The organism is Zavarzinia compransoris (assembly GCF_003173055.1).
GTDB lineage: Bacteria > Pseudomonadota > Alphaproteobacteria > Zavarziniales > Zavarziniaceae > Zavarzinia > Zavarzinia compransoris.
The window spans coordinates 579,420-604,569 of sequence record NZ_QGLF01000002.1 but is presented as its reverse complement, the minus strand read 5'-3'; the positions used below and the strand labels follow the sequence as shown (position 1 = coordinate 604,569).

Here is a 25,150-nt window from a genome sequence, read left to right as displayed (position 1 = left end):
GAAGCGGCGCTGATGGACATCGCGCGGCCCTTCATCCTCCGGCCGGTGGCGACCACGCTGCTGACCCTCGGTATCGTGCTGCTCGGCCTGCTCGGCTACCGGCTGCTGCCGGTCACCGCCCTGCCGACGGTCGATTTCCCGACCATCCAGGTGACGGCGAAACTGCCCGGCGCCTCGCCCGAGGTCATGGCCTCCCTGGTGACGACGCCGCTGGAACACAGTCTCGGGCAGATTTCCGGCCTGACCACCATGCGCTCGGTCTCGTCCTTCGGGACCAGCCAGATCACCCTGCAATTCGACCTGACCCGGCCGATCGACGCCGCCGCCCAGGACGTCCAGGCCCAGATCAACGGCGCCAGCGGCCTGCTGCCCCTGGACCTGATGCCCAGCCGGCCGACCTACAGCAAGGTCAACCCGGCCGATACGCCGGTGATCATCCTGGCCATGACCTCTGCCGAATTGCCGCTGCGCCAGGTCAATGACTTCGCCGATACGGTGGTCGCGCAGAAACTGTCCCAGGTGCCGGGGGTCGGCCTCGTCACCATCGAGGGCGGGCAGAAGGCGGCCGTGCGCATCCAGGTCAACCCGGTGGCGCTGGCCGGCCTCGGCCTGTCGCTGGAAGACGTGCGCAGCGCCATCCGCCTCGCCACCGTCGACAGCCCGAAGGGCGGCATCGACGGGCCCCGGCAATCGTTCCAGATCAGCGCCGACGACCAATTGCTGGATGCGGAGGGTTACCGCCGCCAGATCATCGCCGAGCGGAACGGCGCGCCCATCCGCCTCGGCGATGTCGCGACCGTGGTCGAAAGCGTCGAGAACGAGCGCATGGCCGGCTGGTTCGACGGCAAGCCCGCCGTGCTCCTGAACATCCAGCGCCAGCCCGGCGCCAATATCATCGAGGTGGTGGATGCCATCCACGCCCTGCTGCCCGGGCTGAAGGCCGGCCTGCCGCCGACCGTGCGGCTGGACGTGCTGACCGACCGCACGGACATGATCCGCGCCGCGATCCACGAGGTGCAGTTCACCCTGCTTTTGTCGATCGCCCTCGTGGTCATGGTGATCTTCCTGTTCCTGCGGAAACTGTGGGCGACGATCATCCCCTCGATCACCCTGCCGGTGTCCCTGATCGCCACTTTCGGGATCATGGCGCTGGTCGGCTTCAGCCTGGACAACCTGTCGCTGATGGCCCTGACCGTCGCCACCGGCTTCGTGGTCGATGATGCCATCGTCATGATCGAGAACATCGTCCGTCACATCGAGGATGGCGAGAAGCCCCTGCCCGCGGCGATCAAGGGCGCGCGGCAGATCGGCTTCACCATCGTCTCGCTCACCGTCTCGCTGATCGCGGTGTTCATTCCCCTCTTGCTGATGGACGGGGTGATCGGCCGGCTGTTCCACGAATTCGCCATCACCCTGTCCGCCGCCGTCGCGATTTCCGCCGTGGTTTCCCTGACCCTGACGCCGATGATGTGCGCCCATCTCCTCGGCCGGGACCGGGAGGGCGGCACCGCCGGCCGCCTGACGGCGTGGAGCGAGCGGGCGCTGGACCAAAGCCTCGCCTTCTACGACCGCACCCTGCGGTGGACCCTGGACCGCCAGCCCCTGATGCTGTGGCTGGCGGTCGCCACCCTGGTCGGCACCATCGGGCTTTATGTCGTGGTGCCCAAGGGTTTCCTGCCGCAGCAGGACACCGGCCTGATCATCGGCGTGACCGATTCCGCCCCCGACATTTCCTTCGCCGCCATGGCGACCAAGCAGCAGCAGATCGCCGACATCGTGCGCCGCGACCCGGCCGTCGCCGGCGTCTCCGCCTTCGTCGGCACCGGCACCATCAATACCACCGGGAATGCCGGGCGTCTCTTCATCGCGCTGAAACCCCACGGCAGCCGGGGCTTTTCCGCCGACGAGGTGATGCGGCGCCTGAAGGCCGCGACCGCCGGCGTCCACGGCATCAGCCTTTACATGCAGTCGGCCCAGGAATTAACGGTCGGCATCAACAACGCCCGCACCCAGTATCAATATCTCCTGCAAGGGACCGACGCGGCCGAGCTGAACCGCTGGTCCACCCGCCTGCTCGACGCACTGCGCGGCCAGGCGGCGGTGACCGACGTCGCCTCGGATGCCCAGGCCGGCGGCTTGCAGGCGGCGCTGACCATCGACCGCGATGCGGCGGCCCGCCTCGGCATTTCGATCGGCGCGATCAACGACGCACTCTACAATGCCTTCGGCCAGCGCCAGATCGCCACCATCTATACCCAGACCAACCAGTATCAGGTGATCCTGGAGGTCGCACCGCGCTTCCGCGAGGATGCGGAGGCCTTCCGCTTCACCTATGTGAAGTCGGCCAGCGGCGAGATGGTGCCGCTTTCGACCTTCACCCGCATGGAACAGCAGGCGACCCCGCTGGCCCTGATGCACCATGGCCTGTTCCCAGCGGTGACGCTCTCCTTCAACCTCGCCCCCGGCTATTCCCTGGGCGAGGCGACGGACGCGATCCACGAGGCCGAGGCGGCGATCCGCATGCCCCAGGCGATCGCGGGCAGTTTCGTCGGCAATGCCGCCGAATTCGGCCGCTCGCGCGAGACCGAGGCCCTGCTGATCCTGGCCGCCGTGGTCACGGTCTATATCGTCCTCGGCATTCTCTACGAGAGTTACATCCACCCGATCACCATCCTCTCCACCCTGCCGTCCGCCGGCATCGGCGCCCTGCTGGCCTTGATGATGTTCGGCAAGCAGTTGGACGTGATCTCGCTGATCGGCATCATCCTGCTGATCGGCATCGTGAAGAAGAATGCGATCATGATGATCGACTTCGCGCTGGAGGAGGAGCGCCAGCACGGCAAATCCCCGCGCGAGGCGATCTATCGCGGCTGCCTGCTGCGCTTCCGCCCGATCATGATGACGACCATGGCCGCCCTTCTCGGCGCCGTGCCCCTGGCCGTCGCCGGCGGCACGGGGGCGGAGATCCGCCAGCCCCTGGGCATCGCCATCGTCGGCGGGCTGATCCTGTCGCAGATCATCACGCTTTATACGACGCCGGTGATCTATCTCGCCTTCGACCGCCTGCAACGGCGCATCAAGGCCGCGGCAGCGGGGCAGCCGGCGGCGGCGGAATGATTTCCGATCCCTTCATCCGCCGCCCCGTGGCAAGCACCCTGGTCATGATCGGGGTGATGCTGCTCGGCTTCGTCGCCTATTTCCACCTGCCCGTCGCCTCCATGCCGGTCGTGGACCTGCCGACCGTGGTGGTACGCGCCAGCCTGCCCGGCGCCAGCCCGGAAACCATGGCCGCCGCGGTGGCGACGCCGCTGGAGCGGCAATTGGGCGTCATCGGCGGCCTGACCGAACTCACCTCGATCAATTCGGTCGGCGGTTCCACCATCGTCGCCCAGTTCGACATCGACCGCGATATCGACGGCGTCGCCCGCGACGTCCAGGCGGCGATCAATGCCGCCGCCGCCACCCTGCCCGCCGACCTGCCGGCGCCGCCCTTCTACATCAAGGCCAATCCCAACATCTTTCCCGTGATCACCATGGCGCTCGCCTCCGACATTCTGCCGGCGGCCAGCGTCTATGACATCGCGGACCAGATCCTGACCCAGAAACTGTCGCAGATCCCCGGCGTCTCGCAGGTTTCGGTCAGCGGTGCGGACAAGACGGCGGTGCGCGTGGCCCTCGATCCGGTCCGCCTCGCCGCCCTCGGCCTCTCGACCGAGGATGTCCGGTCGGCGCTGTCCGCCGTCAGCGCCATGGCCCCGAAAGGCAGCCTGGACGGCCCGGAAAAAAGCCTGACCATCGCCGCCAACGACCAATTGCCCGATGCCGCGGCCTTCGCCGCCCAGGTCATCGCCTGGCGGGGCAATGGCGCGATCCGCCTTCGCGACGTCGCCGAGGTGACCGACGATGTGACCAACGCCAAGGTCGGCTCGTGGCTGAACGGCAAGCGCGCGGTGCTGGTCGAGGTGCGCAAGCGCCCGGGCGCCAATACGATCGACGTGGTCGATGCCGTGCACGCCAAACTGGCCGAGGTGCGCCCGCTGATCCCGCCGGCGATCGAGGTCCAGGTGGTGGCCGACCGCACCAAGATCCTGCGCGCCGGCATCGTCGACCTGCAATTGACCCTGCTGCTCTCGACCGCCCTGGTGATCATGGTGATCGCCCTGTTCCTGCGCCGGTTCTGGGCGACCTTCATCCCCTCGGTCACCATTCCGGTCGCGGTCGCGGGGACTTTCGCCGTCATGTATCTGCTCGGCTACAGTCTCGACAACCTGTCGATCATGGCGCTGATCCTGGCCATCGGCTTCATCGTCGACGATACGATCGTGATGATCGAGAATGTCTTCCGCCTGATCGAACAGGGCGAGACGCCGATGGCCGCCGCCGCCCGGGGGGCACGGCAGATCGCCTTCACCGTCGTCTCGCTCACCGCCTCGCTTTTGGCGGCGCTGGTCCCGATCCTGTTCATGCCCGGCATCCTGGGGCGCTTCTTCCAGGAATTCGGCGTGACGCTGGCGGTGGCCATCGTTCTCTCCGCCTTCATCTCGCTGACGATCACGCCCATGATGTGCGGCCACCTGCTGCCGCCCCGGGGCCGGGAAAAGCCGGAAGGCCGGACCAGCGCCGCGATCGAGCGTTTCTTCACCCGCCTGACCGACGGCTATGGCCGCAGCCTGGATGCGGCGCTGACCCGGCCCTGGACCATGCTGGGGGTCGTCGTCGTCGCCATGGTTCTCGGCCTGTCGCTGTTCGGCGTGGTGCCCCAGGGCTTCCTGCCCAAGCAGGACACCGGCGTGATCAAGGGCATTACCGACGGCCCGCCCGACATTTCCTTCGAAGCCATGCGCGACCGCCAGGGCGAGGTGGTGCGCATGATCCTGGCCGATCCCGCCGTCGCCAGCGTCAGTTCCGCCGTCGGCGTCGGCCTGTTCAACGCCATGAACAACGGCAGCATCACCGTGAACCTGAAGGGTTTCGGCGAGCGCGACCTCAGCGCCGCCGAAGTGGTGGAGCGCCTGCGCCCGAAATTGGCCCGGGTCTACGGCATCGACACCTATCTCTCCCCGGTCGACGATTTCGCCGTGGGCGGCCGGGCCGGGCGCGCCGCCTATCAATACACGCTGACCGGCCCCGACCTCGCCAAGCTCGAAACCTGGGTCTCGACCATGCGCGACATCATGCGCGGCATGCCCGAACTCGCCGACGTCTCGACCGACCAGAACGCCAACGGCCGCAGCGCGCATCTGACCATCGACCGGGAAAGCGCCGCCCGCCTCGGCGTCAGCACGGCCGAGATCGACATTGCCCTTTACAATGCCTTCGGCCAGCGCCAGGTGGCGACGATCTACAAGGAATTCGACCAGGCCAAGGTCGTGCTGGAAGTGCGGGCCTCGGACCGGGGCACGCTCGACGTCCTGAACCGGCTCTATGTGACGGGGCGCGACGGGGCGCAGGTGCCGCTGGCCGCCGTCACCCGCCTGGAAACCGGCCTGTCGCCGGTGCAGATCAACCATATGGGGCAATTGCCGGCCATCACCATCGGCTTCAACCTGGGGCCGGGGGTGGCGCTCGGCACCGCCATGGATGCCATCCGGGCCGCCGCCGGCAAGGCCAATGCGCCGCCCGGCATCACCGGCCTTTTCGCCGGCGACGCCAAGGCCGCCGCCGATGCCAACCGGGCCCAGGGGTGGATGCTGCTGGGTGCCATCGTCGCCATCTATCTCGTCCTCGGCATGCTGTACGAAAGCTATGCCCATCCCCTGACCATTCTTTCCACCATCCCGTCGTCCGGGGTGGGGGCCCTGCTGGCCCTGCTGGTCACCGGCACCGAATTCTCCTTCATCGCCGCCATCGCGCTGATCCTGCTGATCGGCATCGTGATGAAGAATGCGATCATGATGGTCGATTTCGCCCTGGTGGCGGAGCGGGAACTGGGCCTGTCGCCCCGGGACGCCATCGTGCGCGCGGCGAAACTGCGCTTCCGCCCGATCACCATGACCACCATGGCCGCCGTCTTCGGCGCCGTGCCGCTGGCGATCGGGGTCGGCATCGGCTCGGAACTGCGCCAGCCGCTGGGCATCGCCATCGTCGGCGGCCTGATCGCGGCGCAATTCGTCACCATCTATACCACCCCGGTGGTCTATATCGCGGTCGACCGGATGCGCGGGCGGCGCCGCTCGCGCTGGCTGCCCGCCGACCTCCCGGCCGAGTGAGATCATGGCCGACAACAGACACGCCGCGCGTTTCATCCTGCTCACCATCTTTCTCGATGCACTCGGCTTCGGGCTCGTCGTGCCGGTGGTGCCCCATCTGGTCGCCAGCCTGGCCGGCGGCGATGCGGCCGCCGGCAGTGCCGCCTTCGGCGTGATGCAGGCGGCCTATGCCGGCGCCACCTTCGTCTGCGCCCCCCTGCTCGGGCGCCTGTCGGACCGTTTCGGCCGCCGGCCGGTCCTGCTGCTGGCCATGGCGGGAGCCGCCATCGATCATCTGGTCGCGGCCCTGGCGGGTTCCATCGGCCTTCTCATCGCCGCGCGCTTTTTCGCCGGCGTGTGCGGCGCCAGCAGCGCCGCCGCCACCGCCTATGTCGCCGATAGCGCCAGCCCTGAGAACCGGGGCCGGGCCTTCGCGATCGCGGGCACGGTGTTCGGCATCGGTTTCGTCTCGGGACCGGCGCTCGGCGGCTTTCTCGGCGAATTCGGGCCGCGCGTGCCCTTCTATGTCGCCGCCGCCCTGACCGGGCTGAACGCCCTCTATGGCCTTCTGGTGCTGCCGGAAAGCCTGCCGGCGGAGCGGCGCCGCCCGCTCGACCTCGGGGCGCTGAACCCGCTGGGCGGGGTGCTGTCGTGGTGGCGGCATCCGCTGATCGGCGGGCTGATGGCGGTGGTCTTCCTGTTCATGCTGGCCCATTCCGGCATCCAGGCCAGTTGGGTGCTGTTCACCGACGTGCAATTGGGCTGGGGCCCGCGCGAGGTCGGGCTGTCGCTGGGCGCGCTCGGCATCGTCGCCATCATCGCCCAGGCGGGCATGGCGCCCCTGCTGATCCGCCGCCTCGGCCCCGGCCGCGCCCTGATGGCGGGCATCGCGGGCATGAGCCTGTTCTGCTTCGCCCTCGCCTTCGCCGCGGCCGGCTGGCAGGTCTATGCCGCCCTGTCCCTCCTTCTCGTCGCCATGGCGGCGGGGCCGGCGGCCCAGGCCCTGGTCGCCAATGCGGTGCGGGAAAACGAACAGGGCCTGCTGCAAGGCACGATCAGCGGCGTGACCGGGCTTGCCGCCGTCTTCGGCCCCCTGATCGGGACCTGGACCTTCGCCCATTTCATCGGGCCGGCGGCGCCGGTGCATTTCCCGGGCGCCGCCTTCCTGCTGGCCGGCGTGCTGGGCCTGATCGGCCTTGGCCTCGCCGCGCTTGCGCTCAGGCGCTCTGCCTGAGCGCGCCGAGAGCGCCCGCGATCACTTCGGCGATATGGCCGGCATCGCGCGCAACGCCCGAGAACCGGCCCGAGCCCCAGGTATAGAGCCAGGGCAGCCCCAGGAAATAAAGCCCCGGCACCGCCGAGACGCCGCGCCGATGGGTCGGGTAACCCTTGCCGTCGAAGACCGGCACCTCGACCCAGGTGAAGTTGGAGCGAAAGCCCGTCGCCCAGATCACGCTGGTGATGCCGGCCGCGGCAAGGTCAAGCTCCGCCGCCACCGCTTCCGGCTGCCAGGGCGGGACATAGGGCGGCTCTTCCGGTGCCGCGATGCCCTGTTCGGCCAGATAGGCGTCGATCCCGGCGCGGATGCGCATATAGGCGGCGTCCGCCGCATCGAGATTGGCGGCGAGATCGTCGCCCAGCAGCAGGCGGCCGTTGTCCACCCCGCGCAGGCGGCCGTGCAGCCTCATGCCCTGAAGCGCGAAGCGGCGCAGGTCGATCTCGCGTCCGCCGTCGCGCCCGGTCAGATAGTGGTTGGCCTTGCCGCGCACCTTTTCGCCCAGGGGATGGCGGTCCACCGGCATGTCGTAATGGCCCATGTCGCACAGCCATTCGACCGCATCGCGCCCGCGATAGCGCCGGGGCGAGCGCGGCGCGCTGCCGACGCAGAGATGGACCTGCCGGCCTTCGAGATGCAGGTCCTCGGCGATCTGGCAGCCCGACTGGCCGGACCCGACCACCAGCACCGCCCCCTCGGGCAGGGCCGCCGCATTGCGATAGTGCGACGAATGGACCTGGAGCACCGTCTCCGGCAGGCGTTCGCCCACGCGCGGGATATTGGCAATGTGATAGCCGCCGACCGCGACCACCACCTGATCGGCGCTATAGGTCCCGGCCGTGCTTTCGACCACATAGGTCCCGCCCTCGCGGCGCAGCGCGGTGACCGTGACCCCGGTCAGCAGCGGCGGCTCGATCAGGGCGACATAGGCATCGATATAGCCGAGGATCTCGTCCTTCTTCATGAAGCCGAACGGATCGCCGCCCGGATAGGGAAAGCCCGGCAACTGGCACTGCCAGTTCGGCGTCACCAGGCAGAAATTATCCCAGCGCTCGGTCCGCCAGGCATGGCCCGGCGCGTGTTTTTCCAGGATCAGGTGCCCGATCCCCGCCTGTTGCAGGTAATAGCTCATGGACAGGCCGGCCTGGCCGCCGCCGATCACGATCACGGGATAATGGGTCATGGTGGGTTCCTCAGGATTTCAGCGCGACGACGGTGACGGCCGCATCGGGCAAGGCGGTGAAACTGCTGGCGGCCTGTTCGATGCGGGCCAATTGGCCCATCGCCCTTGAACAGGGAAAGCCGTAGCGGGCGCGCACCCGCTCGCTCGCCGCGCCGAGCCCGGCCCGGCTGCGGACGAGGAATTCGGCCAGGGGATAGGTGGCGCCGGCGCTCAGATGCTCGGCGATGGCGGTCGAAGGGGAATAGCATTGCTCCGTGGCACCGTCGGGCCAGCGCAGGGTGAAGATCACTTCAGGCATGAACGCACCCTTTCCTCGCTGGCCCCGGGGCCGCAGCCGATCAGCGGCTGCGCCCGGAAATCCCAGACCGGCGCCGTGCCGGCCCCGTCTCGGATGGAGACGAGGCCCGTTTCGTCGCATTCACCGACATCGGCGCAAGCAATGCCGAGGGCCGCGAAACGGGCGATGACCGCCTCGGCATGGCGGGCGGGCGCCGCCAGCACATAGCCGAAGCTGGGGAAGGAGACGAGCCAGCGTTCCAGCGCCACGCCGTCCGGCCGGGGAATGCGGGTAACGTCGATGGTGGCACCAAGGCCGGAACATTCGAGCAGCATCAAGGCGGTGCCGACCGCGCCCGCCATGCTGATATCCTTGGCGGCGCTGGCGAGGCCGGCCTCGGCGATCGCGGGCAGAAGCTCGATCTCGGCGCGCAGGCGGGGCGGCGTGCCCCAGCTGCTGCAATCCCAATAGGGATAGGGCTCGCGATAGCGCCCGCGCAGGTCGATCGCCATCAGCAGCCGGTCCCCGGCGGCGGCATCGAAACTGGTCAGCAGCCTGCGCGCCCGGCCGAGGACGGCGACCGACAATTGCTCGCCGCCGGCATTCCGCGTGTTGGAATGGCCGCCGACGATGGGCACGCCATAGGCGGCACTGCCCGCCGCCAGCCCCTTGAGGATGGGACCGGCATGGTCGCCGTCCCGGCTCCACAGGGCATCGACCACGGCCAGCGGCCGCCCGCCCATGGCGGCAATGTCGGAAACATTGACCATCACGCCGCAATAGCCGGAAAACCAGGGCTCGGCCGCGACGAATTCGTTGAGAAAGCCCTCGATCGCGAACAGCAGGTAACCGTCCCCGTCCGGGATCGCGGCGCAATCGTCGCCGACCGCGACGGGTGTTGTCCCGCCGAGGCCGAGCGCCGCCATCACCGCGCCGATGTCGCGCTTGTGGCCAAGGCCCCGGGCCTCGACCAGGTGGCGGGCCAGATCCCCGATCGCCATCAGCGCCCCCGCCCGATCAGCACGGCGAAACCGGCCTCGCCCGCCGGAAAGGGCGGGTAATGGGCGAGATCCGCCTCCATCAGGTGATGGTCGCACCCGTGCAGGTCGACGACATCGAGGGTTTGCCAGTGCAGCCGGTGGAACAGCGGCGCATTCTGCGCCTGGACATGGGCCAGGAAGCGCCGGCAGCCCCTGGCCGTCGCGGACGAAACCGCCAGCCGGATCAAGCCGCTGCCGAGCGCGCCCAGGCGGCGCCACGCCGGCTCCACCGCCAGGCGCGAACCGCCCCAGAGCCCGGGCGCATCCTCGTGGATGCGCACCGTGCCGACCACCTGATCGGGCACGCCGAAGATCGGCGCCAGGGCGACCAGGGCGATGGCCCTTGAATCGGTGTCATCCCTGTCGTCACGCTCGAAAAGCCGCTGTTCCCGGCAGAACACCTGGCGGCGCAGGGCAAGGGCGCCGTCCCGTTCCCAAGGCGCGGTGGCGAATTTCACCCGGGCCTCGCCGGCGACATAGGGCAGGACGGGTTCGAACAACATGGCTCAATCCTCGAAGCTGGCCAGCGCCGAACAGGCGCCGCATTTGCCGCAGCCGGCCTTGATGTCGCCGGACTTCAGCCCCGCCGCCTTCAGCATGGCGCCCAGTGGCGCCAGGATCTCGCGCATGAACTGGGGGCTGGGCGCCGGGTGGTCTTCGAGCGGCGTGCCCGAGATCGGCACGAAGGGCACGACGAAGGGATAGACGCCGAGCCCGACCAGCGTTTCCGCCATCGACAGGATCGCCTCCCGGCTGTCGCCGAGGCCGGCCAGGATATAGGTCGAGACCTGGCCGCGGCCGAACACCGGCACGGCGGCGGCGAAAGCATCGAGATAGCGGGCGATGGGCACGCCGGCCTTGCCCGGCATGATCCGGCGGCGCAATTCGGGCGTCACCACTTCGAGATGCATGCCGAGGGCATCGACGCCCGCGGCCTTCATGCGGTGGAACCACTGGTCGTCGTCCGGCGGCTCGCATTGACCCTGGATCGGCAGGTCGATCGCGGCCTTGACCGCGAAGGCGCTGTCGCACAGGACCGCGGCGCCCCGGTCGGTAACATTGGGCGTGCCGGTGGTCATCACCATGTGCTTCACGCCGTCGAGCAGGACGGCGGCGCGGGCGACCTCGGCCAATTGCTCCGGCGTCTTGTGGGCGATGGTGCGCCCCGCCGCCAGGGACTGGCCGATCGCGCAGAACTGGCAGGTCTTGGTCCGGCTCTGGTAGCGGATGCAGGTCTGCAGGATGGTGGTGGCGAGCACGTCGCGCCCGTGCAGGGTGGCGATCTTCGAATAGGGAATGCCGTCCAGCGTCTGCAGGGCATAGAAGCGCGGCTGGAACGGGAAGCTGACCGTGCCCACCGCCACCCCGTCGCGGTGGACGGTCGAGAGACCTGCCGCGTCCGGGCGCGAGGCGACATAGGGCGAGGCGAAGGCACCGGCGGTATGGACCGGCACCATCACGGTGCGGCCCTCGACCGTCATCGCCTTGTGGTCCGAAGGCCCGGCGCCGCCCCTTCGGCTGGGCGCGCCGGCGATCGGATCAGCCAGCCGAACCCCGAAGGACTGCAATTCGGTGATCAGGTCCTGTTGCGGCATCGGCTTCATCGCTGGCACTCCTCGCTACGGGGTTGGCGACAGGCAGGGGCGGGAATTCGGCGGCGGCCCGCAGGGCCTGCGCCGGACGGTTGTCGAGATGAAGGCTGAGAAGCTCCGGCCGGGCGTAATGGCCGACCGAATCCATCATGCGCTTCCGCTTGGTGATCAGGCCGAGGTCGAGATCGGCGACCAGGATGCCCTCGCCCGCGGTCAGGGGCGGCACCACATGCCTGCCCTCGGGCGAGACGATGGCGGTGAAGCAACCGCCGCGCAGGCCCTTCTGGAGCTTCGGATCGCCGGAGATCGCATTCACCTGCTCGTCGGTCAGCCAGCCCGTGGCATTGACGACGAAACAGCCGCTTTCGAGCGCGTGATGGCGGATCGTCACCTCCATCTGGTCGGCGAAGACCGGCCCGACCAGCGAGCCCGGGAACTGGCTGGCGTGGATCTCCTCGTGCTGGGCCATCAGGCTGTAGCGCGCCAGAGGATTGTAATGTTCCCAGCAGGCGAGCGCGCCGACCCGGCCCGCCGCCGTCTCGACGACGCGGAGACCGGCACCGTCACCCTGGCCCCAGATCATGCGCTCGTGGTAGGTCGGCGTGATCTTGCGGCGCTTGAGGACGAGGCTGCCGTCGGCATCGAAGATCAATTGGGCATTGTAGAGCGAGCCGTGGTCGCGCTCGTTGACGCCGAGCACGACCACGATGCGCCGGGCGGCGGCGGCGCGCGCCACCGCCTGGATTACCGGACCGGGCACCGCCACCGCATGCTCGTAGAGGCGGAGGTGGTCCGGCCCGGCCAGCACCGGCGGCTGGACGAAGGAGAAATAGGGGTAGTAGGGCACGAAGGTCTCGGGGAAGACGACGATCTGCGCGCCCCTGTCCCCCGCTTCGGCGATGGCATTGCACACCCGCTCGAGCGTGCCTTCCGGCCGCTCGATATCGGGGGCGATCTGCACCGCCGCCGCCCTCACCACGCCGGCCGCCGACATGGTCAGAGCGTCCAGGTGTTGAGGATGAAGGCGCCGTCGCGGCGATGCAGCAGGATGAGATCCAGCACATCGAGCGGGTTGATCGGCGTGATCCCCGGGATCAGCGAGGGTTCGCCATGGCCGTACAGCGCCTGGAGCGCGAAGCGGCAGGCATAGACCTTGCCGCCCTCGCCCATGAACTTCACGATCTGGTTGTTCATGGCCAGGTGGCCGGGGAAGGCTTCGTCGCCCAGCGTCGGGAAGCCGCGCTGCACGCCGAGCGTCACACCCGGGCCATAGAGCAGGACCGAGGTCTCGAAGCCCTTGCGCAGCAGGCGGGTCGCCTGGAGCAGGTTGACGAGGCCGATCGACCCCTCGAAGGCGACGGTGTGGAAGGTGACCAGGGCCTTCTCGCCCGGTTGGGCCTTCACGTCCTCGAAGACCTTCTCTTCGTAGTTGACGAGGAAGTCGCCTTTCTGGTGGGCGGGTTTTGTTACTTCAGGCATTACCATTCTCCCCTGGAGTGAGACCGGGCACCGCTGGGTGGCCGGAGGGAGAAATTGCAAGCGCCGTGCCAGTCAAGATTCTGCTCAATTCGTGATCAGAATCGCCTTCATGCAGTCAATGAATGCATTCAATCGCCCGCTTTTGTCGCCTGCGCCTTTGCCGATTTTTTGACCACTGCTACAGATTCGAGCATGGCGAAGTTTAAATTTTAATCACTCGCAAGCACGGCAATATCCCCGACCGGCCCCCGCCGAGGCCGCCGGCGAACCCGTGAAGCCACAGAAATCCTGCCCTTTCCCGGTGCCCCAGGCGCCGTTCCGCATTGCTTGCACCCTTGCCCCGGGCGGCGTTTAATAGTCGGGAACTTTCCTGTCGACGCCGGCCCCGGCGGGGCCGGGCGGGAGGGTTTAGTCGCTTCCCGGATGCGGTCAATTGTATATGTTCGGCTGCATTGACTGCATTCACTTCGGACAGGTTGGAGAATGTCTCGCAAGCTCGTCGGCTGGATCCCGCATATCGGGAAGTCCGCCCGCCCGCATTATATCGCCATCGCCGACGCCATCGAGACCGACATGCGTGCGGGCCGCCTCGCGCCCAACGACCGCCTGCCGCCCCAGCGCCAGCTTGCCGAACAGCTGGGGCTGAATTTCACCACCGTCGCCCGCGCCTATGTCGAGGCGCAGCGCCGCGGCCTGATCGAATCCAGGGTCGGCGCCGGCAGTTTCGTGCGCACCATCGTACCGGTGGCGGTGCCGCGGCCTGCCCGCCCGCTCGAAATCGCCGACATGACCATGAACCTGCCGCCCGAGCCGCAGGACCCCGCCTTGATCGAGCGCATGCGCCGGGGCCTGGCCGAGGTCGGCGTCGATCTGGCCGGCCTGCTGCGCTACCAGGGCTTCGGCGGCACCCCGGCCGACAAGGAGGCCGCGGTCGTCTGGCTTGCCCGCCACCGCGTCGAGGTGACGCCCGACCGCCTGCTGATCTGCCCGGGCGCCCATAGCGCGCTGCTTGCCGTCATGAGCACGATCGCCCGCGCCGGCGACACGCTGGTCTCGGAGGCGATCACCTATCCGGGCGCCAGGGCGCTCGGCGCCCAGCTCGGGCTCAACCTGGTCGGCCTCGCGCTCGACGGCGAGGGCATCCTGCCGGACGCCTTCGAACAGGCCTGCCGCGACCATGCGCCGAAGGCGCTCTATTGCAATCCGACCCTGCTGAACCCGACCACCGCGACCATGTCGCTGCGCCGGCGCCATGCCCTGATCGCCATCGCAAGGCGCCACGGCGTGAAGATCATCGAGGACGACGCCTACGGCTGCATCCCGGTATCGCCGCCGCCGGCCTTCGCCGCCCTGGCGCCCGACGTGACCTATTACATCTCGGGCCTGGCCAAGAGCCTGGGGGCGGGGCTGCGCGTCGCCTATCTGGTCGCGCCCGACACCCGCAGCGTCTGGCCCCTGGCCAGCGCGCTGCGCGCGGCGACGGTCATGGCCTCGCCGCTCACGGTGGCGCTGGCCACCCATTGGATCCAGGAAGGGACGGCGGAACAGATGCTGCAGGCGGTGCGGATCGAATCGAAGGCCCGCCAGGCCCTGGTGCGCGAGATTCTGCCCGCCGGCTGTTACCAGACCGATCCCGAGGCCTTCCACCTCTGGGTCGCCCTGCCGCCGCCGTGGAGCCGGGCCGGCTTCACCGCCCAGATGCGCCATTCGGGCATCGGCGTCGTCGGCAGCGATGCCTTCACCGTCGCCGGCCCCCCGCCGGAAGCGGTGCGCGTCTGCCTCGGCGGCCTTGCCGACCGGCAGGCGGTGCGCCAGGCGCTGGAATTCATCGCCGACGCCCTGAGCCATCCCGCCCCCGCGGCGACCGCGAGCGTGATCTGACCTGTTCCCCCCTGCCGCCCCCCTTGCCGGCGGCAGGGATCACACGATCCGGCTGTCCGTCTTGCCCCAATAGGCGTCGCGGATCAGGCGCTTGTAGAGCTTGCCGGTCGGATGGCGCGGCAGTTCGGCCATGAAATCGACCTGGCGCGGCGCCTTGACATGGGACAGGTTGGCCCGGGCGAAGGCGATCAGCTCGGCGGCGAGCGCGGGCCCGGCCTCGGCGGGGTCCGCGGTCTGGACCACGGCGACCACCCTCTCGCCCATTTCCTCGTCCGGCGCGCCGACCACCGCGACATCGGCGACCCGCGGATGGGTGATCAGGAGATTCTCGATTTCCTGCGGGTAGATGTTCACGCCGCCCGAGATGATCATGAAACTCTTGCGGTCGGTCAGGTAGAGGTAACCGTCCTCGTCCATGCGGCCGACGTCGCCGATCGCGGTCCAGCCGCGGGCGTTGCGGCTTTCGGCAGTCTTTTCCGGGTCGTTGTGATAGACGAAGCCGGGGCCGCCCTCGAAATAGACCAGCCCCTCCTGCCCCAGCGGCAGCGGCTCGCCCGCCTCGTCGCAGATGCGGAGCGCCCCGAGCACCGCCCGCCCGACCGAGCCCTGGTGGGCCAGCCAGTCGCCGGGCGAGATCATGCACATCCCATTGCCTTCGGTGCCGGCATAATATTCGAAGACGATCGGCCCCCACCAGTCCAGCATCTGCCGCTTCACCGGCACGGGACAGGGGGCGGCGGCATGGACGGCGAATTTCAGCGACGACAGGTCGTGGGCCTGCCGCGCCGCTTGCGGCAGCTTCAGCATGCGCACGAAATGGGTGGGCACGAATTGCGCGGCATTGACGCGGTATTTCTCGATCAGGGCGAGGCAGGTCTCGGCGTCGAATTTCTCCATCACCACGACGGTGCCGCCGAGTTTCTGGATGGTCATGCACCAGCGCAGCGGCGCCGCATGATAGAGCGGTGCCGGCGAGAGATAGACCGTCTCCGCCCCGAGGCCGAAGACCCGGCTGACCAGCAGGCTGATCGGCGTTTCCGCGTCGATCGGCTGGCCGCTGAGCGGGACCTTGATGCCCTTGGGCCGCCCGGTGGTGCCGGAGGAATAGAGCATGTCCGAGCCCGCCGTCTCGTCGGCGATCGGGGTCGCGGGGAAGGCCTGCACCGCCGCGTCGTAATCCATGAACGGCGCCGGCGCCGCGCCCAGCGCATAGAGCGCGCGATCGGGCAGCAGCGCCGCGACCTCGGCCAACACGGGGCCGAGGGCGGCGGCCGCGATCAGCAGCCGGGCGCCGGAATCGCGGACGATATAGTCGACCTCCGGCGCCGTCAGCTTGGACGAGATGCAGGTGAAGAACAGGCCGGCGCGCTGGGCCGCCCAGGCGATGTCGAAATAGCGCGGCGTATTGTCGAGGAAGACGGCGATCGTATCGCCCGCCTGCAGCCCGAGGGCGCGAAAGAATTGCGCGCCGCGGTTCGACCGTTCGTCCAGGTCGCGGAAGGTGGTCACCGCGCCGGTCTCGGCCATGATGCAGGCCGGCTTGTCGGGATTGGTCCTGGCGTGGATCGAGGGATGCATGTCGCGGCTCCGGAGCAGATGCAGGGCTGCGGCGATCCTGGCACCGGCCGCGACGGCCGCCCCCAACCATCGGCGGGGCCGGCCTCGCACCCGTTTGCGCTCAGAAGATATAGGAGACGTTGAAACCGATGAAGTCGCGGTCGAGATAGGGATTGCGCGAGCCGCCCGAGCCGCCGCCGCCGCCCCAGCTTTTGAAATAGTTCACGTTCATCGCCCAATGCTCGCCGTATTCGGCCTTGAGGCCGAAATTCATCGAGGTCACGCTTTTCACGAAGCCGGGATTGGGCGCCGGCGTGATGCCGAACAGCCCGTGGGAAAAGCCGACCGAAGGCGTCAGGGTCACGCCGTCGAACACATTCGGGTAATCCCAGAAGAACAGGCCCTGCACGCCGCCCGACCATTTCGACGGGGTCTTCCCGGTGGCGGGGAAGCCCGGGCCGAGCACCGTCGCCGGCAGGGACGGCACCACTTCGAGCGGGCCGACGTTGAGGGGCCGGGTGCTGAAGCCGCTGAAGCCGTTCTGGCCATAGGCGGCATATTGCGTGCCGTCGTCCAGGTCGAAATACATGGCGCCGAATTCGACGAGGCCGATCAGCTGGTTGCAGCCGAGCAGGCGGGTGATGAAATCGGTGCCGCCGTAGATCTGGGTGAAGCGGATCGCCGCCTGCCAGGCGTCATGGCTTTCGTCGAGATAGAACTGGCGCCCGGGAATGTAGCGGTCGTCGAAGGCGACGCCGGGGGCATCGACCGTGGCCGCGACGCCGAAATTCGGCACGCAGACGGTGCCGACGCAGATCGGCGTCTCGGCGTCGCGCGTCACCTGGTCGATGGGCACGCCGCCGTTGGCATTATAGGCGGTGGCGAGGAAGGCCGGCTCCGAGATCCAGATCGGCACATTGTGCTTCCAGGAAATCTCGGCATTGATCGCGAGACGGAAGGGGTCGTACGTCGTGTTCAGGGCGAAGCCGATCATCTGCAACCCGGTCGGGTAGTAGATTTCGAGGCGGCCGTTCTCGATATTCTCCAACACCTTCGAGCGCGGCGAGGTGCCGAAGGGCGGATCGATCAGGGCGCCGCTGAGCGGGTTGGTCAGGGCGCCGAGCAGGTCGTTCACCGGCCCGCCGACGATGGTCGACAGGGCGGAGGTCAGGGCATTCAGCTGGTCGACGCCGAGCTGGTCCAGCAGCCCCTGCACCAGGGGCACCGGCGCCGCGCCCAGGTTGACGTTGCCCGTGCCATTGGCGAATTGCGGCGGCGACGTATAGCGGAACGACGGCAGCCGCGAGGTGTAATTCATGTAGTAAAGCTGGAACTCGGTATTGTTCAGCTCGGGCGAGAAATAGCGCAGGGACACGCCCCAGTCGTTCACGTCCGGATCGTCGTCCTGGTGGATCGGCAGGTTGGCCGCCAGCATCTGCCGCTGGGGATTGTCGTAGTCGGTCGGGTTGAGGCCGGTGCCGGCGGTATAGGTTCTGCGGTCGAGACCGTCGGTGAAGGTTTCGGTGAATTTCGCGCCGTTGCAGAAATTATCGGTGAAGGAGAAGAAGCTGCCGCAGGTATCGAGCTTGAACGGCTCGAAATCGAGCTGGTAGAAGGCTTCGACCGAGAACTGGTCGGTGATGCCGTAGCTGGCCGAGACCATCGGCACCGGGATCAGCGCGTCCTTCAGCTCGGCGCCGGGCACGCGGATGCGGGCGACGTCGATCGGATTGATCACCGAGATGCCGTTGATGGTGAACAGCGCCTCACCCCAGTTCAGGATCTGGCTGCCCACGGTCACGGTCAGCGGCCGGTCGGCCAGCGTGTAATCGCCGCGGATATAGTAGTCGAGGAGCTGGGCACCCCATTCCGCCTTCTTCTTCGCGCTCGGGGTGTAACGCCCGCTGGTATAGACGCGGTCGTCGGCCGCGAAATCGGCCAAATCGTTGTTGGAAGCGATCGAATCATAGAAGGCGTTGCCGCGGACATAGAACAGGTAGTTCTGCCACTTCAGGCTCAGTTCGGTGCGGACGTTGGTGATCTGGCTGAATACGTCGTATTTGTCGAAATTGAAATTGCCGTTGTCGTTGCCTGCCGAGATCAGGCCGCCGCCGTAGTAATAGCCGTAGTTCCGCGGGTCGCGGTCGGCCATGCGCACCTGGGCGCCGGTCGACAGCGAGACGATGATCGAGCCCGAGATCTCGTCGCTCAGGTCGAAATTATAGGCCGAGGCCGTGGCCGCGGCGAGGGCGACCGCCGAAGCGGCCATCAGGCCCAGCCGCCGGGACGACCGGCGTCCGCGCTTCCCGTCATTCATTGCATTTCCCCCTTCGTTCCAGGGGGCGGCCGCCTGTACCGGCGGCTCGCCCCCCATCCCCTGTTTCCCGATGGCGTGATCAGCGGCTGCCCATGCGGCGTATCGCATCCGGCGTGAACTTCGACGGATCGACGTCGTTCACGCTCCAGTTCAGCATCTTCTCCTCGTTCTTCAGGCCGAAGACGACATAGCGGCCGGACTGGATGTCGTAGGTCGCCTCGATCGCGGAGGAGCAGAGCGGAATGTCGTAGTAATTGGCGATCGGCCCGTCCTGGACCCGCCACAGGTCGCCGCGGGTGTCATAGGCCTCGACCACGGCGATGTTCCAGCTGTCCTCGTCGAGATAGTAGGTGCGGCGGGAATAGACGTGGCGGACACCTTCCTTCAACGTCGAATCGACGACGAAGACCCGGTGCAGCTCGTAGCGGCCGAGATCGGCATTGACCGTGCCGCCGGTCAGCAGTTCCTTGTAGCCGCGCTGGTCGGACATGTAATCATAGGCATTATAGCCGATGTACATCTCCTTCACGCCCTTCAGTTCGAAGCTGTAGCGGTCGGTGGCGCCGTTGTAGATGTCGAACTGGTCGGTGGTGGCGAGGCCGTCCGTGTTGTAGAGCGGATTGTCATAGGCAAGCTCGGGCGCCCGCAGCACGCGGCGCGTGCCCGGGTTGTACTGCCAGGCCTGGCGCGGCAGGTCCTTGGCGTTGATCGTGTCGAGCACCAGGATGATCGAGCCGGCAAGGCGCGCCGGCGCCGTGGTGATGTTCAGGTAGGAGATGCCGATATTCTTCAGCTGCGCGATGTCGGTGACGTCGCCGATCTCGGCCAGGCCGGGGCCGGAATAATGCATGATGCCTTCGTCCTGCGCCTTGAACAGGGCGTAGTCGCCACTGCGGTTGACCGCGGCCGAGGCGAAATAGCGCCGGAACTTGAAGCCGCGATAGCGCAGCCGGTGGTTCCAGATCGCCTCGACGCCGTTCTGCGGGATCGGGAAAGGCACGCCGAGGATGGCGTTGTTCAGGCCGTTCTGGTCCTCGGTCATGGTCGCCGTGACGGCGTTGCGGCGGCTCGCCTCCTCCACCCGCTCGGGCAGGGAGCAGGAGCGGCGGCTCTGATAGACCTTCAGCTTGAAATCGGGATAGAGCCGCAGCATCGCCTGATGCCCGGCGGTCAGTTTGGCCGCATATTGGGCCGCATTCGCCCCGGTGATCGTGTGCAGGACCTGGTCCCCGGCATAAGGGTGGACGTAATGCATGCCGGGCTTGTAGCCGGCGGGCGGCGTCCGGATGCCGCCGTCATAGGCCGGGATGGAACCGTCCGCATTGCCCGCGCGGACCGCCCCGACCGCGGTCAGGTCCTTGCCGAGACGGGCGGCCTCGGCCTCCGGGACTTTCGCCTGCGCGGGCGCCGCCGCGAAGCCGAGCGCCAGCAGGCCGGCGAGTGTCGTGATGAGCTTCATGCCTCTTTCCTCCCCGCGGCCAACGCCGAGGTTTTTGTATTCGTGCACGGCGGACAAGGTAGGAAGGGGCCGATCGGGCAGGCCCACCTAAGGATGGGCATGGGCCCGCAGAAATCCCCAATCTGGCGTCATTAAAAGAAAAGGCCCCGACGGCCGGGGCATGAGCCGGCGCATCGGGGCCGAGTTGGCGCACCGGTTGGGTGGAGGAGAACCGATACGCGCGGAGCGCGCGAGGACGACCGTCCCCGCGGGCCAGGCGACAGCGCCTGAGCCGGCGGGTTCGGTCGCGACGGCCGCAAGCTCCGCAGGCCGCCGTCGCGCGAGCAATAGGCGGCGGCCGCCCGGCCGGCCCCGAACCTTGGTCGGGGGTGGCCGTCAGTTCGAGAAACGCCGCAGGTTGCTCGGGGTGTAGAAGCCGTCCTCCGCTCGCCAGTCGAAGTTCAACTCGTAGGGTTCCTCGTTGTTCATGCCGAAGGCGAGATAGCGGTCGTCGTTCAGGTCGTAGAGCACTTCGACGGCGTAGAGCGGCACCGTCGCCTCGGTATATTGCAGCAGGTGCCCCTCGGCGACGCGCCAGAGCTGGCCGCGCCCGTCGTAATGATCGATGGCGAGGGCCGACCAGGTATCCTCGTCGAGATAGAACACGCGCTTGGCATAGATGTGGCGCTGGCCTTCCTTCAGCGTCGCCTCGACCGTCCACACCCGGTGCAGTTCGTAACGCAGGTGTTCCGGGTTCAGATGGCCCGGGCGGATGATGTCGTCATACTTGAGGGCGCGGGCATCGATACGGTTGGCGTTATAGGGGACATAGGTTTCGCGCTTGCCGATCAGCTTCCAGTCGTAGCGGTCGATGGCGCCGTTGTACATGTCGTAATTGTCGGTGGTGCGGGCGCCGTCCGCCGCCGTCCCCGGGTTGTCGTAGGCGACTTCGGGGGCGCGCAGGACCCGGCGCATGCCGGCGTTGTAGACCCAGGCCTGGCGCGCCTCCAGCACCTGGTTGACGGCATCGATCGCGAGCAGCGCGGTGCCGGCCAGGCGCTGCGGCGCCAGCACCCGCTGGACATCCATGAACAGCGTATTGTCGAGGTCGGGCCGGCCGGCGAAGGATGGCCGGAAGGAGATCATGTCGCGGATGATGACCGGGGCATAGGAACCGTTGCCCTGCACCACCGCCTGCAGCACCCGGCGGTCGATGGCCTCGCCGCGATAGCGCACCAGATGGTTCCAGATCGCTTCCTGGCCGGTCTTCGGCTGCGGGAAGGGCACGGTCGACTGGCCGAGGTTATTGATGCCGTTGCCGCCGTCCGCCAGTTCGGTCCGGCTCGCCTGGGCCTTGATCGCCGCATAGATCGCGGGCGGCAGGGCGGCGCTGCGCCGGGTCGGATAGACATTCATGTAATAGGTGCCGGCATAGCGTTTCAGCATGGCCGCCTGGCCGTCCGACAATTGGCCGCGATACTGGTCGAGATTGGCCGCCGTAATGCGGAACAGCGGCTTGTCGTCCGGATAGGGATCGGGCCGCGAGGTGCCGGGCACGATGCCCGGCAGGGGGACCGCCAGGCCGCCGTCCCAGGCGGGGATCGTGCCGGCGGCATTGCCCGCCCGTTCCGCCCCCGTCGGGGTGAGATCGGCGCCGAGGCGGGCAGCCTCGCCCTCCGTCATGCGGGCGGCGGCGGGCGATGCCAGCGCGAGACAGGCGATGGCCGAAAGCGCATGGAGTGCAGATCTGTTCACGTCATCCTCCCCGGCCGGTCTCAGAACCGGGCCGTCGCGCTCAGCGCGAAGAAGTCGCGGTCGTGGCCGTAGGTATAGTCCCCGCCGCTGAAAGTGGTGTAGGACGCCCCGACGCTGTAACCCTGATAGTCAAGGTCGACGCCGAGGCCGAGGCCGATCCGCCCCTCGGCGAAGGTGCCGTCGGCGGAATAGCCGTCGACGTCATGCGACCAGCTGACGAAGGGCTTGGCATTGATGCCGGCATAGACGCCCGGATAGTCGAAGACCGCCCGCGCCCGATAGCCCCAGGAGAAATCGCTGACATAGCCGTCGTTGGCGCATTTCTTCGCCGTCGTCTCGCGGCAGGCGCCGCCATAGGCGGCAATGCCGAAGACTGAACTGCGGCCGTAGCGGATCGTGTCCGACATATTGCCCAGCACTTCGAGCCCGGCCTCGCCGATCAGGGTAATGCCGGCGGCGCCGAGCGCCGGCGGCAAGGTCTTGAACGCGGTGACCTGGGCATGGGTCTGGCGCAGCTTGTCGTAGCCGTGCAGCAGTTCGCCCGCCGCCATGCCCCGCCAGACCGCCGAGATCGGCGTATCCACCGCCGTCCCGCCCGAAACCGCGGCGGCGATGATGTCGCTGGCATTGTATTGGACCGGCTGTTCCGGCCGGTAGCTGACCTCGCCCGAGACCGAGACGCCGCCGATCACAGTGGCGAAACTGACGCCGTAGAGCTGGATATCCTCGGGATATTCGGCGACATAGCGCGGGTTGCCGCCCCGCGGATCGCCCGGGATGAAGGGGGTGGCGCCATTGGCCGCCGTCGTCTTATAGGCGCTGATGAAGGGCAGGCGGCTGTGATAGTTGAGGAAATAGGCGCCCAGCTCGACATCGAGATCCTGCCAGAAATAGCGCAACGCGAAGCCGAACTGCCCCGTGTCCTCGGGCTTCAGGTCGGGGGCGCGTTTCGCGGTCACGCCGCCGGCGATGGTGGCCGCGTCGCCGCCCGTGCCCAGGGTGAAAGTGTTGCAGCCCTTGGCCAGGGCATCGACGGTCGAGAAGAACGTGCCGCAGCCGTCGATCTCGGTCGGCAGCCATTCGAACTGGTAGAAGGCTTCGAGGCTGAGATCGGGGGTCAGGCCCAGGTTGCCATAGGCCATGCCGACCGGCAGCAGGCCCTCCTTCAATTCCGCCCCGGGCCGGCGGAAGGCGTTGACGTCGACCGGGTTGATCACATTGATGCCGCCGGGGATGAAAGTGCTTTCGCCCCAGCTGACGACCTGGCGCCCGGCCCGCAGTTCGAGCGGCATGTCGCCGACATCGAGGCTGCCGCGGACATAGGCGTCGAGCAAGGCGACGCCGCTGAAGCGGGCGAGGTTGGCAAAGCCCGAATCATCCAGGTGCCGCCCCGCCCCGTAACCGCCGGCGATACTGCCGTGGTCCCGCTTGCCCTCGGAAAGCTCGTGGTCGTACCACGCCTTGCCGCTGACGACGGCGCCGAAATCGCCGAAGTCGAGCTTCAGTTCGGAGAACAGGCGCACCGTGCTCGACACGATCTCGCCCTTGCCGAAATTCAGCGAGCCGTCGTCGAAGGCATTGGACGAGGCCTGGCCCCCGGGCAGATTGCCCGGCGCGGCGAATTCGGGATCGGGCCGTTCGGCCCGGATCGACATGCCCGTGCTGATTACATTGTTGAAGGTGATGTCGGCATCGCCCAGCCTGAATTCCGCGGCCTGCGATCCGCCCGCGGTGCCGAAGGCACCGACGGCCAAGGCCGCCAAGGCGATGCGGCCTTTTCCCTGACTCCTGAACATGAGTCCCCCTGTCGTCCGCCGGGCAGTTCCCGGCGGATCGTTCTTGCCGTTTGACGGCCGTTGATCCGGCTTGTTCGAACGCAACCACAACGCCCGCAGCCCGAGCGTTGTGATCAATCTGGGCCCATCTTTCCGACCCCGTCCCATACCAAGGACGGGTATCGGTCAGGGCAGGTCGTCGATGCGGGTCGAGGCCAGGGTGCGGCGGCAGGCGCTGGGCGCCATGCCCGTGCCGCGGCGGAACAGGCGGTTGAAGCTGGCCGCCTCGGCAAAGCCGAGGTGGCGGGCGATTTCCGCGATCGGCAGCGTGCTGCGGCCGAGCAGGCGCACCGCCGCCTCGCAGATGATCTCGGTGCGGAGGTCGGAGAAATTCGTCCCTTCGGCCGCGAGATGGCGGCTGAGGCTGCGCGAACTGATATGCAAAAGGTCACTGACCGTCTCGAGCGCGACGATCTCGCCCGGGCGGCCGCGCAGGATGCGGCGCACCCGCTCGGTCAGGCCCGGCTCGTCGTCGACGAACAGCATGTATTCGGTCGGCCGGCTGGCCAGTTCCGCCAGCGCCCGGTGATCGCGGATATTGGGCAGGGCGGCCAGTTCGCCCGGAATGGAGAAGCCGAAGACCTCCGCCCGTTCCACCCGCCCGCGCAGGATGCCGGCCCAATCGTCGACGAAGGGGGCGGCGGCGGCCGGAACATGCAGCGTGCCGTCGAGGGTTCGCTGCCCGGTCAGCCAGACCGTGAGGCGCTGGAAGAACAGCAGTTGCACGAAGGGAAACAGCGGATGGGCGCGCTCCGGCCCGGCATCGGCCCAGACCAGGGCGATGCGGTCGCCCAGCATCCGGGCGGAGAGCGGCGGCGCCGGCGTCACCGTATTGTTGAAGCGGGCGCATTTCCGCCAGATGTCGAACAGGGTCGGCTCGCCCACCACCGCATCGGCGGCAAGGTGGAACGAGCCGAGCGCGATCGGCTCCGCCAGCAGCTTCAGGCCCTCGTCGTTCAGGCGGACGGCATAGCGGGTCAATTCGCGGGCGAAGTCGCGGTGGCTGGGCGCCCCCTCCGCCGGCAGTTCAAGGGGGCCGACCGCCGCCGGCCAGGGCCGGCCGAGCCGGGCCTGGAACGCCATCGCCGCCCGCTCCACGCCGGCCAGGGCCTGCCAGCGCGGCCCGCCGCCGGCAGGGGCGGCAGGGCTCGCGCCCCTTCGTTTCGCATCACCGGGCATGCGGCTCCTCCGCTGCGCAACCTGCCGGGGCAGGATGGCGCGATTTGGCGGAATCGATCAAGAAAATTGGCCCGTCCGGACATTCTGCCCGGGAAACTCCTGCCTTAAGATGGGCGCACAAGAAAACGGTACGGCAAAGCGACCAGTACCGGC

The 25,150-nt window shown here is 67.9% G+C and carries 17 protein-coding genes; 4 read left to right on the top strand and 13 right to left on the bottom strand.

The window, feature by feature from the left end; translation table 11 throughout:
• Positions 1 to 12: 12 nt before the first annotated feature.
• The 3 genes from DKG75_RS08630 to DKG75_RS08620 are packed head-to-tail and all read left to right on the top strand — an operon-like array spanning position 13 to position 7,422.
• Entirely contained in the window at positions 13 to 3,117 is a 3,105-nt protein-coding gene (locus tag DKG75_RS08630; protein WP_109920678.1) for a multidrug efflux RND transporter permease subunit, read from the top strand.
• On the top strand, positions 3,114 to 6,209 hold the full coding sequence (locus DKG75_RS08625; RefSeq protein WP_109920677.1) for an efflux RND transporter permease subunit: 3,096 nt from the start codon (positions 3,114 to 3,116) through the stop codon (positions 6,207 to 6,209). Before DKG75_RS08630 ends, DKG75_RS08625 begins: the two co-directional genes overlap by 4 nt.
• Positions 6,210 to 6,213: 4 nt before the next feature.
• The gene (locus DKG75_RS08620; RefSeq protein ID WP_109920676.1) at positions 6,214 to 7,422 is read left to right on the top strand and encodes an MFS transporter; all 1,209 of its coding nucleotides are present in this window, start codon (positions 6,214 to 6,216) and stop codon (positions 7,420 to 7,422) included.
• On the opposite strand, the gene DKG75_RS08615 is transcribed toward DKG75_RS08620, so the two are convergent.
• The 7 genes from DKG75_RS08615 to DKG75_RS08585 are packed head-to-tail and all read right to left on the bottom strand — an operon-like array spanning position 7,406 to position 13,035.
• Positions 7,406 to 8,647 carry an MSMEG_0569 family flavin-dependent oxidoreductase gene (locus tag DKG75_RS08615; protein WP_109920675.1) on the bottom strand — a complete coding sequence of 414 codons (1,242 nt, stop codon included), beginning with the start codon at positions 8,645 to 8,647 and terminating at the stop codon, positions 7,406 to 7,408. The two genes, DKG75_RS08620 and DKG75_RS08615, sit on opposite strands and share 17 nt — an antisense overlap.
• A 10-nt stretch (positions 8,648 to 8,657) precedes the next feature.
• Entirely contained in the window at positions 8,658 to 8,945 is a 288-nt protein-coding gene (locus DKG75_RS08610; protein WP_109920674.1) for an MSMEG_0570 family nitrogen starvation response protein, read from the bottom strand.
• Positions 8,933 to 9,925 (bottom strand): sll0787 family AIR synthase-like protein, encoded by a 993-nt coding sequence (locus tag DKG75_RS08605; RefSeq protein WP_109920673.1) that lies wholly within the window; start codon positions 9,923 to 9,925, stop codon positions 8,933 to 8,935. The genes DKG75_RS08610 and DKG75_RS08605 overlap by 13 nt, the downstream gene beginning before the upstream one ends.
• Entirely contained in the window at positions 9,925 to 10,467 is a 543-nt protein-coding gene (locus DKG75_RS08600) for an MSMEG_0567/Sll0786 family nitrogen starvation N-acetyltransferase (protein ID WP_109920672.1), read from the bottom strand. The genes DKG75_RS08605 and DKG75_RS08600 overlap by 1 nt, the downstream gene beginning before the upstream one ends.
• 3 nt (positions 10,468 to 10,470) lie before the next feature.
• Positions 10,471 to 11,568: an MSMEG_0568 family radical SAM protein gene (locus DKG75_RS08595; RefSeq protein WP_208111984.1), complete on the bottom strand. Its 1,098-nt coding sequence runs from the start codon at positions 11,566 to 11,568 to the stop codon at positions 10,471 to 10,473.
• The gene (locus DKG75_RS08590; protein ID WP_109920670.1) at positions 11,504 to 12,550 is read right to left on the bottom strand and encodes a Nit6803 family nitrilase; all 1,047 of its coding nucleotides are present in this window, start codon (positions 12,548 to 12,550) and stop codon (positions 11,504 to 11,506) included. Before DKG75_RS08590 ends, DKG75_RS08595 begins: the two co-directional genes overlap by 65 nt.
• 2 nt (positions 12,551 to 12,552) lie before the next feature.
• On the bottom strand, positions 12,553 to 13,035 hold the full coding sequence (locus DKG75_RS08585) for an MSMEG_0572/Sll0783 family nitrogen starvation response protein (protein WP_109920669.1): 483 nt from the start codon (positions 13,033 to 13,035) through the stop codon (positions 12,553 to 12,555).
• A 483-nt stretch (positions 13,036 to 13,518) separates the two neighbouring features.
• On the opposite strand from DKG75_RS08585, the gene DKG75_RS08580 reads away from it, so the two are divergent.
• Complete coding sequence (locus DKG75_RS08580; RefSeq protein WP_109920668.1) at positions 13,519 to 14,916, top strand: aminotransferase-like domain-containing protein; 1,398 nt, start codon at positions 13,519 to 13,521, stop codon at positions 14,914 to 14,916.
• Between the two features lie 39 nt (positions 14,917 to 14,955).
• Here DKG75_RS08580 and DKG75_RS08575 read toward each other — a convergent pair whose 3' ends face one another.
• The 6 genes from DKG75_RS08575 to DKG75_RS08550 all read right to left on the bottom strand — a co-directional run bounded on the left by DKG75_RS08575 (position 14,956) and on the right by DKG75_RS08550 (position 24,997).
• On the bottom strand, positions 14,956 to 16,494 hold the full coding sequence (locus DKG75_RS08575) for an acyl-CoA synthetase (RefSeq protein ID WP_109920667.1): 1,539 nt from the start codon (positions 16,492 to 16,494) through the stop codon (positions 14,956 to 14,958).
• Positions 16,495 to 16,594: 100 nt separating this feature from the next.
• On the bottom strand, positions 16,595 to 18,790 hold the full coding sequence (locus tag DKG75_RS08570; protein WP_166646402.1) for a DUF1302 domain-containing protein: 2,196 nt from the start codon (positions 18,788 to 18,790) through the stop codon (positions 16,595 to 16,597).
• 79 nt (positions 18,791 to 18,869) lie between these two features.
• Positions 18,870 to 20,249, bottom strand: a complete 1,380-nt coding sequence (locus DKG75_RS08565; protein WP_109920665.1) for a DUF1329 domain-containing protein — start codon at positions 20,247 to 20,249, stop codon at positions 18,870 to 18,872.
• A gap of 375 nt (positions 20,250 to 20,624) precedes the next feature.
• Positions 20,625 to 21,983 (bottom strand): DUF1329 domain-containing protein, encoded by a 1,359-nt coding sequence (locus DKG75_RS08560; protein ID WP_208111985.1) that lies wholly within the window; start codon positions 21,981 to 21,983, stop codon positions 20,625 to 20,627.
• 20 nt (positions 21,984 to 22,003) lie between these two features.
• Positions 22,004 to 23,746 (bottom strand): DUF1302 domain-containing protein, encoded by a 1,743-nt coding sequence (locus DKG75_RS08555; protein WP_166646403.1) that lies wholly within the window; start codon positions 23,744 to 23,746, stop codon positions 22,004 to 22,006.
• 198 nt (positions 23,747 to 23,944) lie between these two features.
• Positions 23,945 to 24,997: a helix-turn-helix domain-containing protein gene (locus DKG75_RS08550; protein ID WP_109920663.1), complete on the bottom strand. Its 1,053-nt coding sequence runs from the start codon at positions 24,995 to 24,997 to the stop codon at positions 23,945 to 23,947.
• Positions 24,998 to 25,150 lie beyond the last annotated feature (153 nt).

Coding starts and splice junctions, on each gene's coding strand:
- DKG75_RS08620 (WP_109920676.1), top strand. CDS start 6,214: ATGGCCGACAACAGACACGCCGCGCGTTTCATCCTGCTCACCATCTTT.
- DKG75_RS08565 (WP_109920665.1), bottom strand. CDS start 20,249: ATGAAGCTCATCACGACACTCGCCGGCCTGCTGGCGCTCGGCTTCGCG.
- DKG75_RS08590 (WP_109920670.1), bottom strand. CDS start 12,550: ATGTCGGCGGCCGGCGTGGTGAGGGCGGCGGCGGTGCAGATCGCCCCC.
- DKG75_RS08595 (WP_208111984.1), bottom strand. CDS start 11,568: ATGAAGCCGATGCCGCAACAGGACCTGATCACCGAATTGCAGTCCTTC.
- DKG75_RS08600 (WP_109920672.1), bottom strand. CDS start 10,467: ATGTTGTTCGAACCCGTCCTGCCCTATGTCGCCGGCGAGGCCCGGGTG.
- DKG75_RS08575 (WP_109920667.1), bottom strand. CDS start 16,494: ATGCATCCCTCGATCCACGCCAGGACCAATCCCGACAAGCCGGCCTGC.
- DKG75_RS08550 (WP_109920663.1), bottom strand. CDS start 24,997: ATGCCCGGTGATGCGAAACGAAGGGGCGCGAGCCCTGCCGCCCCTGCC.
- DKG75_RS08630 (WP_109920678.1), top strand. CDS start 13: ATGGACATCGCGCGGCCCTTCATCCTCCGGCCGGTGGCGACCACGCTG.
- DKG75_RS08625 (WP_109920677.1), top strand. CDS start 3,114: ATGATTTCCGATCCCTTCATCCGCCGCCCCGTGGCAAGCACCCTGGTC.
- DKG75_RS08570 (WP_166646402.1), bottom strand. CDS start 18,790: ATGAATGACGGGAAGCGCGGACGCCGGTCGTCCCGGCGGCTGGGCCTG.
- DKG75_RS08605 (WP_109920673.1), bottom strand. CDS start 9,925: ATGGCGATCGGGGATCTGGCCCGCCACCTGGTCGAGGCCCGGGGCCTT.
- DKG75_RS08580 (WP_109920668.1), top strand. CDS start 13,519: ATGTCTCGCAAGCTCGTCGGCTGGATCCCGCATATCGGGAAGTCCGCC.
- DKG75_RS08585 (WP_109920669.1), bottom strand. CDS start 13,035: ATGCCTGAAGTAACAAAACCCGCCCACCAGAAAGGCGACTTCCTCGTC.
- DKG75_RS08610 (WP_109920674.1), bottom strand. CDS start 8,945: ATGCCTGAAGTGATCTTCACCCTGCGCTGGCCCGACGGTGCCACGGAG.
- DKG75_RS08615 (WP_109920675.1), bottom strand. CDS start 8,647: ATGACCCATTATCCCGTGATCGTGATCGGCGGCGGCCAGGCCGGCCTG.